Here is a 12,407-nt window from a genome sequence, read left to right on the forward strand (position 1 = left end):
GGGTGGACTTGTACGATAGCCTCAAAGAGAAAAAGTAAGTCGAATTATCTCATTTTGTTCTCGTAGAACATACGCGAACAAAATTTTCTTTGTTTTACCCTTCATTTTCCTTAACCGAGCAGTATTGGGGTTAGTGTGGGTTTTAGGGTGGTGTGGGAGTTAGTTGGACTTGGCGTTAAGTTGACGCTTTAATGCTTTAAATTCTTCTAAACTCTACCTGTGGGAATAATTTTTACAATGTGAGGTAGTACCGAGTTGAAACAAACGACGCTCAATCACTAGCCAAAATATTAGATGCTGGAGAGTTAGGAAAATGACACAATCTCTACAAAAACTATTCACATTTGATGAATTTGTAGAATTTTTAAAAACACAACCAGAAAACATTTGCTACGAATTATACGACGGAGAAATTATACAAATGCCTTTACCGAAAGGAAAACATGAAAAAATTGTGGCGTTTTTAGTAATGATTCTAATGGTCGAATGTCACCGTCTTAAACTTGAGTACGGTATACCAAGTAAAACTTTAGTCAAACTGGAAAATAAGATATCAGGATACTTCCCAGATGTTCTTTTACTAAATCTTCCTAATTTAGTAAATGAGGCATATTGGGAAAATGAATCGATAATTACTAAAGCGGAATCAATACCATTAGTGATTGAAGTGGTCAGTACTAACTGGAGAGATGATTATCATAAAAAGTTTGCTGACTATGAAGAAATGGGTATCAAAGAATATTGGATTGTGGATTATGCAGCTTTGGGTAGCAAGGAATTGATAGGCGACCCCAAACAGCCAATAATCACAATTTACTCTTTAAATGATGAGGGCGAATATCGTGGTAAACAATTTAGAGGAGACGACCGTATAGAGTCGCCAACATTTCCAGAATTAAATTTAACTGCTCAACAGATTTTTTCAGCGAGTTATTAACTTAGCCGTCCACATTAGCTGTAGGCTGTGGATTGCTCTTTCTACAGTCAGCGCAATGAAAATCAACAGGCACGGACGCGCTAAGATTCTTACGCAGTCAGAAATACAGCTAATTTTCGCTACTGGGCTACGCAACGACCGGGATAGAGCGTTATTTGCTGTCTGTCTTTTTAGCGCCTGTAGAATCCGTGAATGCTGTACGCTACAAACTCAAGATATCTACACACCCAAAGGCAACGTTAGACCCCGGCTGGTTATCAGAAAGTCAAACACCAAAGGGAAACTTGCAACTCGGTCAATCCCAGTGATTGAAGACTTACGGCGTTTACTGGTTGAATATTACCCCCTGGCAGGAGATGTTTATCTGTTTCCCGGTCGCAGTGATGGACACATCAGCGAAGACTCTGCCTCTAGGATTTTGAGAGTAGCTTGCAAACAAGTTGGGATAATTGGCGTGAGTACGCACAGTTTCAGAAGGACAGCATTATCTCAGATGAGCAATGCTGGCATACCCTTGAGAGTTATTGAGGAGATATCTGGGCATCGGAATTTGGAGCAGTTGCAGAGATATTTAGAAGTGACTGACGAGCAGGTGTTGGGAGCGGCAGCGAGTTTGGCTATGTTGTCACCTGTGACTAGTAATGGTGTAGAGCTAGACACAGATAAAAAACTTGAAATTGACGCACATTATCCCTAATAGGGATTTAGGTTAATTGCAATGGCTGGGTAGAGGCGACAATCAGCCAGTAGTGACGAATGTAAGTGTTCAAGATAGTAAATAATTTTTAAGATTCCGTGTTTTGTAGAAAAAAAGATGTCTACTTTAAGTAATAACTAGCAACTAAGAACTACCGATATTGCCTTTCTTTGGTAGTAATAATTTTTGTGGAGAAATATAATTATGAAGACATCCATACTTTTTAAAGCCTTTAGTTTAGCAAGTGCAGTTACAATCTCATCATTTGGTATGTGTTTGATGAACCAAGAGTTTGTATCTGCTGCCGAAATTAAACCCGAAGGTTGGTGTGTACATTCTGGCGCACGCATAGTATATGGGAACTTTGACGGTAAAGGCGGGATAGATGCTCTTTGTTATGATCGTGCAGGTTCTAAATGGATTAATTACGCCAATGGTGAGCGATGGTATACAAAATCATCTTGGTGTACTCACTCAGGTTCATATATCGCGGTTCTACAGATGACCAGTAAAAACCGCACAGCTGACCTTTTGTGTCGTGATGTTCAGGGAGGTAGGTGGACAGTGAATGCAACGGAAAAAGGAACATTTAACTTCTAACGTCTTTATTGTCGCTCTGCTTTTGGTATTAATTGTTGCTATACGCGTATTTGACAAGATGGTTGTGATGGTGAGATGTCGGGAAATGGACGTTAGACGACATCCACCAAAAAGCTTCTACAGTAAAGCATTCAGACCAATAACGCCGTTTTAATTTCTCCCTGCTTTAAAGGCTTCACCGCTCAAGAATTCGTCGTTTATCAGCAACAGAATTTTATCTGTGTCCTTCCCTTTATTGGCATAGCTGGCAGGGTTACTGGGGTCTTTCTTGTTTTCCATGCCGAACTTGGCGTTATGGCTGATTATTTCATCCTTGTGCTGTTCAATCCAGTCACGCACTAGTAACCCGTTACAGCCCGACAAATCCCTAAGCGCTTGGTTAGTCACTGCCAAGCGATCTGAGTCTCCAGTCGCTACAGTATCGTTGTACAAACAGATAGCCTGATAAGACCTACGAATTTTTTCTACAGCTGCCCCAGCCGTTTTGCTCCCCCAAACCTCAGCATCAGTCTTGGCTTGCCAGTCAATCTCTTCCTTTGGTGGTGCGACCTTGGCGTAAATAGAAGGTTCGTGTCACCAGGTGCAGCCTTGCAAAGTTTTGTAAAAATGACCGATTTTTGAGGGTTAATTGATAAGAAATACAAATGATAACATTGCCTAGTTTGTCTCCTTCTAGGCAAAGTACAATGAAAATATAGACCTCAGCATGAGGACTTGACCCATGCTATCTATCACTATCCAACATCTATTTTCGGCAAAGATATTTTCTCAAAATACTCCCCCGTCCAAAAAATCATCTCAGAGGGAAAGAGAATATCTGCGGCCATCAGAAGTCAACGCCATGATTGGTGCTGCTCAAAAAGTAGGTCGTCATGGTGTTAGAGATGGAGCAATCATTTTATTGATGTTTCGTCACGGACTAAGAACTGCCGAATTAGTGGCTTTGAAATGGTCGCAAATAGATTTAGTAGGAGGTTATATAGAGATACATCGTGTCAAAAATGGTCATGACAGCATACATCCTCTACGTTCTCCCGAATTAAGAGCTTTGCGTCAAATTCAAAGAGATTACCCCGATTCGAGTTACGTTTTCGTATCCGAACGCAAAGCACCTCTATCAACTCGTTCAATCCGTCATATCATAGCCAGAGCGGGAGAAATTGCTAAAATCGCTTGGACAGTTCATCCTCATCAACTACCTGAAAGCTTGTGGCTACTATTTAGCTGCTCAAGGTCATGATACCAGAGCAATTCAAGACTATTTAGGACATAAGAATATACACCACACAGTTCGTTATACTCAAATGTCACCGCAAAGATTTGAAAAGTTCTGGAGGGATTAAGCAACCAGTTGTTGTGTCAAACCAGCAATTCTTTCGTTGAGATCCAGCTTAAATGTACCATAAGGATTGACATGACTGAAAATCAAAGGAGTAATTGCTCTTTTATCGACTTCAGTTAACTTTTGCTGCCAATGCTTCTGCTCCAGAACACTCTGAATCATCAAAGTATTCACATAGACTAAACATATCTGCAATAGGTGCAAAGATAAAACTGATAACTCCTGACTTTCCAAGCGATTAGAAGCAAACTCTCCACCCTTACCGTAGAAGATAAAATCATTAACCCCATTCCATCTTTCTACTACATTTAATCCTTCATTAACTTCTCGCCGTACCTCTGTTGAGTCAAGGTACTGACACAGAAAAATCGTTTTTATCACCCGACCTAATTCCAATAATGCCAGATAAGTAGGATGTTTAAAGGGATTTTTGCTAAAACGTTTGAGAATTGACTCTGTTTCAGCTGTTCCCAACTTTAAAGCAGTAGTAAACTTCACCATCTGGTCATACTGTTGACGAATCAAATCCCAGTTGATTGGGCGAGTCAGAATCGGTTGTAGATTAGGGTAAGCATCACTTTGTCCAACGTAAGGACGATATAACTTTTGTACCTTAATCCGTTTCAATCTGGGCATTAACTGAAATCCCAATAGGTGAGTAAAGGCAAACGCCACTTCACTTTGACCATGACTATCAACATAGTTTTTCTGCACATTCATATTAGTACAGTGACGTAAAACTCCTTCAATCATGGCTGCTACCTCACTACTAGAACAAGTTTTGAGTTGGGAATAGATACAGGTAGATTTCTTCTCGACGTGCCAATAAATCATGACTCCTCGACCCCCATAACGGAGATGATACTGGGTTAGAAGATTCTGATCCCATGCGCCAAAATGTTTGCTATCACTGGCACAAGTAGTAGTTCCTTCTCCCCAAATATGAGATAAGCGAATAGAGAAGATAGCATTAATAACATCACCAATTGCACTGCGTAACTGGTCTTTGTGGATATACCGACGACGTACATAGAGTAAATCTTGATAGTTTTCGCCATTAATACCTGTATTAATTCTCTTTAATCCAGTATTAGTTCCCATGCCATAAAGACACAGTAATAATCGCTTTTGTAGTGTTTCTCTGTCTATAATCTCTCTTGTACCCATACTGGTGAAATTATGGGTAAAATCTACTCTTAAATCCGTTTCCTTAAGAATATCTAAGAGATTGGTATGCTCCCAAATTCGGTTAATTTCTCCCTTGAGTTGTTTAAGATTAATGGGTTCAGGTGCAGGGTCTATAGGGCTTAGTCTAATAAAACTTTGACCTTTCTTCCCGATAATAGTAACATCTTGGTTCTTAGGCATTCCTTTATCTAATTTTTCTAGCCCCTGTGCCATTTGTTCTTGTAAGTTTGAGATAAAAGTTTCTACATCTAATGGAAGGGTTAAAGCCTGATAGTAGACTTGACGGTGTTGTTCAAAATCAGTAGGTAAATCATGATCTGGATTACCATAACGAGATGCTCCTACTACCCAAATTTCTTTACAACTGAGTCTTTCTCTCAGAGCTTGTAAAACGCTAATTTCGTAGTTAATTCGGTTGATTCTATCTTTGCCATCAGAATCTTTTTCTAAGAGAATTTCTTTCCAACCACTTTTAAGAACTCCATCAATCGGTATACTTTCTCCGTTGCCATAATATCGGCATTTACTTTGAGCATATTTTTTTAGTAGCTCTAATGCCTGAATTACAGGGCGATGAATATCATTATTAGAACAAAATTCTAAGACTTCTAATAGTTGCGGAATCAGCCGTCGATAGTGACTAGCAAAAGAAGAACGCATTATAGTATGTACTCTTTGACGATAAGCTGTACCAGTTGCTTTATATTCAGCCACTAAATCTCTAAGAGTTTTCTGAGAAACTACAGGATATATAACTTTTTCGATAACTCCCGAAGGTTCAGCTACAGCTACTTCAGCAATGCGAAATAAAATATTATTTTTTCCTGTTACTTCTTTAAAGTCCGAGACTAATTCTTTGTTGATACGCCTTTCCGCCCTTGTCCCAATTCGTTGAATAATTGACATTAGTAATTCGATGAGATTATCAGTAATCTCTTGAGCGCGTTGAATGCAAAAGGCTGCCATGAGAGTATAGCGAATCGCCGGGGGATGTTGTCGTAAAAGGTAAGGAGTTTCTGTAGCCGCCCGATGACGGTAGGTTTTAATTAGTTTGGGTGATATTCCTTCAAATAAGTTAAGGGGTAAACCAATACCGCGAATCCGTTTGAGTTTTTCGATTTCAGTTAGGAAACTTTCTAAGCCAACAGGCCCCGGATCTGTTTTGAGAAAGGCAAACTCAGAAGTTTTTAGCTTCAGAGAATCCTGTTTTTCTTCTGCATTTTCTGAATGTTCTGTGGTTAAGAGAATATCAATTTTAGCCAGGTTTTCTTTTGATAACGCAGAAAGTGTGTGATAGCAGAATTCACTTTCATACTGACTGATAGCACTACGAATCAAACGCTCAATCCTTCCTGATGTGGGCGGTTCGATTTGCAGTTCTCTCCATCTTTGATAGACACTTTCAACGAGTGATTCAAACTTTTGTTCGTGAGGTAATACTTCTTTAATTAGCCAGTCGCTCATTTCTACTGAATCTTGGACGGTAGCTACTCTAAAATTAAATAAACGACGAATTTCAACACGATAAACTTTTGCGGTTCGTCCTTGCCAATCATAATCTGAGTATGAGCTTTCAGGAATTTGAAGTTGATTTGCTATGTAAGAGATAATAATTTGGGGAATAGACGATTTTTCATCAGGAAAATAGGTAAAAATCTGAAAATGTTTTAAGAACAAAGCAAACCCAATCTGATTACCGCCGACTTTGTTTCTGACTAATTCTAATTCCGTTGGCAGAAGTGTCCAGTTTTCAATTAATTCTTCTGTATCCCAATTTGGCTTGACCATTCATCTTCTTCCCATCATTTGAAAGCCTGAGTATTTCTCAAGCAGTGTATGAGAAAAGATTGTTGCACTATAAGAAATTAATCAACCACACAGACTTTAAGCTATTTGTCAAACGCTTAAAAAAATATATATTTAGAAAAATTATGAGTTAGGGGCAAAAAGGGAGCTAATAGAGAAAAGTTATTCAGAGGCTAGAATCCATATATATCAAGTGTTCTAGCCACAGGCTGCACCTGATGACACGAACCTTCTATTTTCGCCTACACGGCAGAGTGAGTCACATCAGATATCTAATACCACAAGCGCTAAACAACCTGTCGGTTTGCCACCGACTTCAGAACTTGAAATTTTACGCGATCGCATTTTGTCCCAACTGAAGTTAGGTAAGCAAGCTACTGGGTATAAAACTGCTCAGAAGGTTCTCAATCGTTTCATTGCTGAACTAATCGGTTCAGTTTAGCTGTTTGGGGAATTCGCCAACGGTATCAGATACGTGTAAAAACCTGCAAGATGGTCTGGAAACCGTTGATATATCTATGTTTCAAAGATTTCTGGTGGAAGATTAATAGCAGCTTCCAATGGTTGGGGGATATTGTGTAAATTCACTACATAATCACCGTATCTTTTAATATGTCTTGTGATGTATGGACTCATTGCTGCAAGGTGTCGCATGGGAATCAATTCTCCCTGTGACATTAACGTTTGGATAGCCAACGACATATCAACCGTATTCTGCAAAATAACTGCGCTTGCTACCAAATCAAGATACTTCAGCCGCAATTCAAGCTCAATAGGATCATTTTCAGTAATCGCTCCCAGCTTACCGAAGAACACCCAGTCAAGAAAGGCATTGTACATCTCCACAATATTCGTTATTGCTGTAATCTCATGGCGAAGAGCCACATTAGAAACATAGTCGAGCAAAAACATTGTTCGTACTACCTTGCCCAACTCAAGAAAAGCTTGATAAAGTCGATTTTTCTTACTATAACTACCCAACTTACGTAGAAGCGTCGAAGGCATCACCTTGCCTGCCTTAATTGACAGTACTACACGTATCATGTCATACCAATGAGTCTTGATTAAATTCCAATTGACCACGCCCTTAAACAACGGTTCGATATGCTTGTAGGTAACATCTGCGCTGGGGCGAACAAAAGTTAAATCCTTCCAGTTACGGATACGCGGCATCAATTTGATACCGAGAAGATAGGAAATAGCAAACACAGGCCCAGATTGACCTTGAGTATCTGCGTGCAAAGTATCTGGTTGAATATCTGAGAGATTTTTCAACAACCCATCCAAAATATAGACAGCCTCCCACACACCACAGGTGATAAAGTGAGTAAACAAAGCAATATATTTATCAGAGACATGGTGATAGGCGATACCACCATAACCACCGTAGCGGATGTGATATTCGCTATGTAAATTATTCTCGTATATCTCAAACTTGCTTCCGTCAGCAGCAGCCTTTTTCCCTGTACCCCAGCAAGACGGTAAACTAAAACGGTTGTAAGTATTGATAATATCCCGAATTGCAGCTTCAATTTTGGCAGCACTAATATGGCGACGGTTTGTATAAGAAATCATGTGACTTGTCACTGCACCTTGGGAATGACGAGCCATCTGATTAGGGCCAAGATTACAGCCATAGCTAAAGGTAGTAAAAATATAACGTTCAGCAGGATCAGATATTTTTGGTTCGCTTCCTGAAAATAGACCAAAATGCCTTGTCCAATTCAACCAATGCTCAACATTGCAAAGGATTTCTAAGATACTGCGCTCCGGCATCAAAGCCCGAATTTTTGATTCTAATTCTTCCACTTCATCCGTTTGAGCTAGGGATGGGATTCTTTTAAGTACAGGTTCTCCGTCTTTATTGATAGTGAATTGTTTATCAACCGCACAAATCTCATCTACAACGAAAGCTACCTGCGCTAATTTATCTTGAAGGTGTTTAACAAAGTCATCCGGGTTAGCAGGAAATTCAAGTAAGCGACAGTATTCTTCTATCAAAGGTTCGCATTCAGCATGACTCAATAATTGTTCGCGGAAATCGGCATAACTTGATGAACCCACAACACACGCATCTCCTGTTTTAAATTCAGTTGCTAGATTTGAAAAGATGCAAATTTCTAACTGCTGACGAACCAAAACCTCAGTTCCATCAATTTCTTCTACAACTAGCGCACGCCAGTTACTACTAATAAAATCTAAATCAATCTCAAAAGGTAAATACTTGGCGCGTTTGTGTTGATTTTCTAACACGAACTTTAATGCTTCAATTATCGCAATACTTTGCAGCAGTCGCTTGGCATCACCAAAGGTCATGAGAACATCAAACTTACTTTGTAGGAGTTTCATCCCACTAAGTTTGGCACTTTTAGGTGGCGATTTTAGTAAATTAAGAGTGGCATTTTCATCTAGCTCATTATTTGTCACCGCTAGCAATTGGTCTAAATAAATCTGCTCGTTGATGGAAAGTCCCTCAGAACAAAGTGCAAACAAGCGATTATTGACCATTGAACGAATGTGGCGAATTAATCGGTCAAGGGTACTAAATGCTGGTAACTCGTATCTTTCTTTAACTAATTCTTCAATGGCTACATTGATTAAATCAGCAGGATGGTCTTTAACCTCCGCAGCTTCTGCAACTAATGCGGCTATTAATCTTTGAGCTGCTTTATCATACTGTTTGACTTTCAGGTAATCCCGAATCGCCTGAAGATAAGTGTAGCGTTGGCGTTCGGATGGAATTGCTTTTACCCAATCTTGTAACTTTAAACACAACCGCAAATGTTTGATAACCGCAATTGGTACTAGTTCGGGGTGGGGAAAATAACCAAGCCGTTGGAAGGATTGCAACGGTGGCCAATGTGACAGCTTGCTTCACTGAAAAAAGTGTGTTTTTAGCAAGGTAATTTATTCATAAATTATATATCTTTAGATAAGAGCATTGACAGCATTTTATGGATACTTTTAAGACACCAAAACATGGAGAATCCCTAGCTGACTATGTTTTGCGGATCAGGAAGGGACTCAATTTAACTCAGTTTGAGTTAGCCGATGCTGCTGGCATTCATTCTCGGTCTGTGGGGAAGATTGAACGGGGACTGACGATGAAACTCAGTCATAAAACTCTTAGCGGTCTTGCCTTGGCTTTATCTGTGCCGGTTGAGTATTTGCAGGCTGTTGTTAGGGGGGAAGAGGTTGTGGCAATGCCAGCGATTAAGTTTTGCCCCCAATGTTGGAATCCTGGGGGTGCTGCTGACCCGATGTGGGGAAATGTTAGATGTAAGAACTGACATATTTAATCTAGTTTTAGCTGATTTCGCTAAACATTTTCAGGTTGGCAAAAACAACCGAATTATTTTGGCAATGGATCAAGCTGGATGGCACACTAGCCATGAACTAGAAGTTCCAGAAGGTATTCATATTATCTTGATGCCTTCGCACTCACCTGAACTTCAACCAGCAGAAAGACTGTGGCCTGTCACGAATGAAGCGATCGCTAATCAGTCATTTGATTCCTTAGATGAATTAGAGGAAGTTTTATTCCAACGTTGCAAGGTACTATCTAACGAGCACGACTTAATTCGTGGTCTAACTTGCTACCACTGGTGGCCACAAACAAATAGCCAAGTTACTGTGTGCATTTAACCGGATTTGATATAAACCACCCCGTAAGCGCAACAAAGCCACCTCTGCTTCATCCAGTAACGACACGCCACCAGATAATCAAGACCTTGAAGAAAACCCAGCTACAGCAACGATTACAGTTAGTGCTGTTGAAGTAACAGAGTTGACCCAGGAGGAGCAAAGCGATCGCATACATCTGGAGAGGAAAGTGGAGCGGGCATTTTTTAAGGCAGGTAAGGCACTGGCAGAATTGCGCGATCGTCGGCTTTACCGTTCAAGTCACCGCACGTTTGAGGATTATTGCCGCGATCGCTTTGGGCATAGTCGCCAAAAGTCAAATTACTTGATTGCAGCAGCTGATGTCTATGAAAATTTGACAACAATTTGTTGTCAAAATTCGCCGCCTGAAGATTTGACAACAAATAGATCACAAATTTTACCCACTAGTGAAGGGCAAGTCCGACCCATTACAAAGCTAGAACCTCAAGAACAGTGGGAGGTATGGCAACGGGCAGTAGAACTTGCTGGCGGCAAAGTGCCAACTGGTAGAATCGTCAAAGATGTTGTGCAGCGCATCATGGAGCGAACCCAAGTACCCAATACCTACCAAATTGGCGAGGTGTGCCAAATACTAGCAAAGGACAACCCCGAACTCAGAGGCAAAGGTGGGTGCTGGGCGATTGTCAGTGCAGTAAACGAGTTTAGTTGCACCGTAAGAATTTGGGATGGCGAGTACGCCGTTGGGTTACAACACCTGAAGTCTTACGATTACTTGCCTGCTGAATGTGAGCAGATCAAAGAAATCAGCGATCGCATCAATCGGGTATATTCGAGTGGGCTGGAGGAGTCGGTGCAGAAGTTTTTGGAGATGCTGGGGAAGCTGAATCGGGCTTATTTGACGGGGTTGGAAGAAAAGGTGTTGAAGGTTCTGGAGTTGGAAATTAGAGATTAATGCAACAAAGAAGCAATGCCACAATGCTGTAAGTGATTCTACAAAATAAAATTTTGATTAAAAAGCCTTGTTTAGTAACGAGAAATAAAGCATTAGTGAGACTCAAAATGCAGGTTTTTACAAATATCCTGTCTCAATACCTTTTAGAGGATGTTTGAAAAGTCGGAAAAGGTGTAAAAAATCTCTCTCAGTATAAGCTGTGAATAGATAATAAACAGCACCGAGAGAGTAACATGAGTAAAGCATACCCCAGCAACCTGACACGGGCCCAGTATGAATTTCTGAGCGATCTAATTCCAGAAGCAAAACCAGGTGGGCGCAAGCGTGAAGTTGATATGTGGGAAGTTTTGAACGCGATTTTCTATGTTTTGCTCGAAGGAGTAAGATGGAGAGCATTGCCTGGAGATTTCCCCGCTTGGCAGACAGTGTACACATATTTCCGAAACTGGCGTAAAGATGGAACATGGTTGCACATCCATGACTGTCTGCGAGAGTGGACAAGGATAGAACAGGCGCGGCATCGATGGACATCGGAGGCGATTATTGACAGCCAAAGTGTCAAAAGTGCGGCAATGGTAAGTATTGGGGTGGGGTATGATGCAGGTAAGAAAATCACGGGACGCAAGCGATTTCTGACAGTTGATACCTTGGGGAAAGTCACAGCGAGTCTTGGTGAGAGCAGCTAATGTGGGTGAACGAGAAGGGGGAAAACAAGTTCTCAAACGAGTCAAACAATCTACACGCCAGGTATCTCGTCTGACAACTATCTGGGTAGATGGCGGTTTTGACGGTGCGCCGTTTATGCACTGGGTCATGGATTTTTGTCGTTGGATTATCCAGGTAGTTCTTCGACCAGAACAGACCTTGGGCTTTACCAAGGCTCAAAAAACGTTGGGTGGTAGAACGCACTTACGGTTGGTTGATGGGATCTCGAAGATTAGTTAGAGATTATGAGTTATTGCCCGAAACCTCTGAGACTTTTATCTACCTTGCCATGATCCGTATTATGGTGAGGCGACTTGCTTAAATTTTGACTCCTTAAAACTTTTCAAACACCCTCTAAGGTTCCTCACTATTCGATTAGTTTTGCGCCAATTGACATTATTCCAATCGGTAGTTCTAGAGGTTACGCTTAGAGGATGTTTTAAAAGTCAAAACCAGTCAAAAATCATGCCAATCGTCTGACCATGATACGAATCATCGCAATATAGATAAATGTCTCCGAGGTTTGGGGTAGTCTTTCATAATCTTTACTTAAACG

The 12,407-nt window shown here is 40.7% G+C and carries 12 protein-coding genes and 2 pseudogenes; 10 read left to right on the forward strand and 4 right to left on the reverse strand.

Going from position 1 to position 12,407, the window contains the following annotated elements; genetic code table 11:
• The first annotated feature begins 313 nt into the window (after positions 1-313).
• The 3 genes from LC586_RS37255 (at position 314) to LC586_RS37265 (ending at position 2,234) form a co-directional block, all read left to right on the forward strand.
• Positions 314-937 (forward strand): Uma2 family endonuclease, encoded by a 624-nt coding sequence (locus LC586_RS37255; protein ID WP_229490695.1) that lies wholly within the window; start codon positions 314-316, stop codon positions 935-937.
• Positions 938-992: 55 nt separating this feature from the next.
• Positions 993-1,634 (forward strand): tyrosine-type recombinase/integrase, encoded by a 642-nt coding sequence (locus LC586_RS37260; RefSeq protein ID WP_229490697.1) that lies wholly within the window; start codon positions 993-995, stop codon positions 1,632-1,634.
• A 204-nt stretch (positions 1,635-1,838) separates the two neighbouring features.
• A complete protein-coding gene (locus tag LC586_RS37265; protein WP_229490699.1) occupies positions 1,839-2,234 on the forward strand; it encodes a hypothetical protein in 396 nt (131 codons plus the stop codon).
• A 150-nt stretch (positions 2,235-2,384) separates the two neighbouring features.
• On the opposite strand, the gene LC586_RS37270 is transcribed toward LC586_RS37265, so the two are convergent.
• Positions 2,385-2,666 carry a hypothetical protein gene (locus tag LC586_RS37270; protein ID WP_229490701.1) on the reverse strand — a complete coding sequence of 94 codons (282 nt, stop codon included), beginning with the start codon at positions 2,664-2,666 and terminating at the stop codon, positions 2,385-2,387.
• A 289-nt stretch (positions 2,667-2,955) separates the two neighbouring features.
• On the opposite strand from LC586_RS37270, the gene LC586_RS40985 reads away from it, so the two are divergent.
• Positions 2,956-3,474, forward strand: a complete 519-nt coding sequence (locus tag LC586_RS40985; protein ID WP_267921795.1) for a tyrosine-type recombinase/integrase — start codon at positions 2,956-2,958, stop codon at positions 3,472-3,474.
• On the forward strand, positions 3,395-3,577 hold the full coding sequence (locus LC586_RS40990; RefSeq protein WP_267921796.1) for a tyrosine-type recombinase/integrase: 183 nt from the start codon (positions 3,395-3,397) through the stop codon (positions 3,575-3,577). The genes LC586_RS40985 and LC586_RS40990 overlap by 80 nt, the downstream gene beginning before the upstream one ends.
• Here the strand turns inward: LC586_RS40990 and LC586_RS37280 are convergent.
• Positions 3,574-6,552, reverse strand: a complete 2,979-nt coding sequence (locus LC586_RS37280) for a Tn3 family transposase (RefSeq protein ID WP_229490703.1) — start codon at positions 6,550-6,552, stop codon at positions 3,574-3,576. The two genes, LC586_RS40990 and LC586_RS37280, sit on opposite strands and share 4 nt — an antisense overlap.
• A gap of 322 nt (positions 6,553-6,874) precedes the next feature.
• Between LC586_RS37280 and LC586_RS37285 the strand changes: the two genes are divergently transcribed.
• Positions 6,875-7,012 (forward strand): hypothetical protein, encoded by a 138-nt coding sequence (locus tag LC586_RS37285; RefSeq protein ID WP_229490711.1) that lies wholly within the window; start codon positions 6,875-6,877, stop codon positions 7,010-7,012.
• Positions 7,013-7,086: 74 nt separating this feature from the next.
• Here the strand turns inward: LC586_RS37285 and LC586_RS37290 are convergent, their stop codons facing one another.
• On the reverse strand, positions 7,087-9,420 hold the full coding sequence (locus LC586_RS37290) for a Tn3 family transposase (protein WP_229490704.1): 2,334 nt from the start codon (positions 9,418-9,420) through the stop codon (positions 7,087-7,089).
• Between the two features lie 104 nt (positions 9,421-9,524).
• Here LC586_RS37290 and LC586_RS37295 point away from each other — a divergent pair, with 104 nt between their 5' ends.
• From LC586_RS37295 to LC586_RS37310, 4 genes and pseudogenes are all read left to right on the forward strand, one after another.
• Positions 9,525-9,860 carry a helix-turn-helix domain-containing protein gene (locus LC586_RS37295; protein WP_229490706.1) on the forward strand — a complete coding sequence of 112 codons (336 nt, stop codon included), beginning with the start codon at positions 9,525-9,527 and terminating at the stop codon, positions 9,858-9,860.
• The gene (locus LC586_RS37300) at positions 9,841-10,215 is read left to right on the forward strand and encodes a transposase (RefSeq protein WP_229490708.1); all 375 of its coding nucleotides are present in this window, start codon (positions 9,841-9,843) and stop codon (positions 10,213-10,215) included. The genes LC586_RS37295 and LC586_RS37300 overlap by 20 nt, the downstream gene beginning before the upstream one ends.
• A 142-nt stretch (positions 10,216-10,357) precedes the next feature.
• On the forward strand, positions 10,358-11,146 hold the full coding sequence (locus LC586_RS37305) for a hypothetical protein (RefSeq protein ID WP_229490709.1): 789 nt from the start codon (positions 10,358-10,360) through the stop codon (positions 11,144-11,146).
• Between the two features lie 233 nt (positions 11,147-11,379).
• A pseudogene (locus LC586_RS37310) lies at positions 11,380-12,173 on the forward strand (IS5 family transposase).
• A 141-nt stretch (positions 12,174-12,314) separates the two neighbouring features.
• On the opposite strand, the pseudogene LC586_RS37315 reads toward LC586_RS37310, so the two are convergent.
• A pseudogene (locus LC586_RS37315) lies at positions 12,315-12,407 on the reverse strand (IS5/IS1182 family transposase); the annotation flags it as partial.

The organism is Nostoc favosum CHAB5714, from assembly GCF_020829495.1.
Taxonomy (GTDB): domain Bacteria; phylum Cyanobacteriota; class Cyanobacteriia; order Cyanobacteriales; family Nostocaceae; genus Nostoc; species Nostoc favosum.

Excerpts from the sequence above, each read along its gene's own strand:
- LC586_RS37255 (WP_229490695.1), top strand. The coding sequence starts at position 314 with ATGACACAATCTCTACAAAAACTATTCACATTTGATGAATTTGTAGAA.
- LC586_RS40985 (WP_267921795.1), top strand. The coding sequence starts at position 2,956 with ATGCTATCTATCACTATCCAACATCTATTTTCGGCAAAGATATTTTCT.
- LC586_RS37300 (WP_229490708.1), top strand. The coding sequence starts at position 9,841 with ATGTTAGATGTAAGAACTGACATATTTAATCTAGTTTTAGCTGATTTC.
- LC586_RS37265 (WP_229490699.1), top strand. The coding sequence starts at position 1,839 with ATGAAGACATCCATACTTTTTAAAGCCTTTAGTTTAGCAAGTGCAGTT.
- LC586_RS37260 (WP_229490697.1), top strand. The coding sequence starts at position 993 with ATGAAAATCAACAGGCACGGACGCGCTAAGATTCTTACGCAGTCAGAA.
- LC586_RS37280 (WP_229490703.1), bottom strand. The coding sequence starts at position 6,552 with ATGGTCAAGCCAAATTGGGATACAGAAGAATTAATTGAAAACTGGACA.
- LC586_RS37295 (WP_229490706.1), top strand. The coding sequence starts at position 9,525 with ATGGATACTTTTAAGACACCAAAACATGGAGAATCCCTAGCTGACTAT.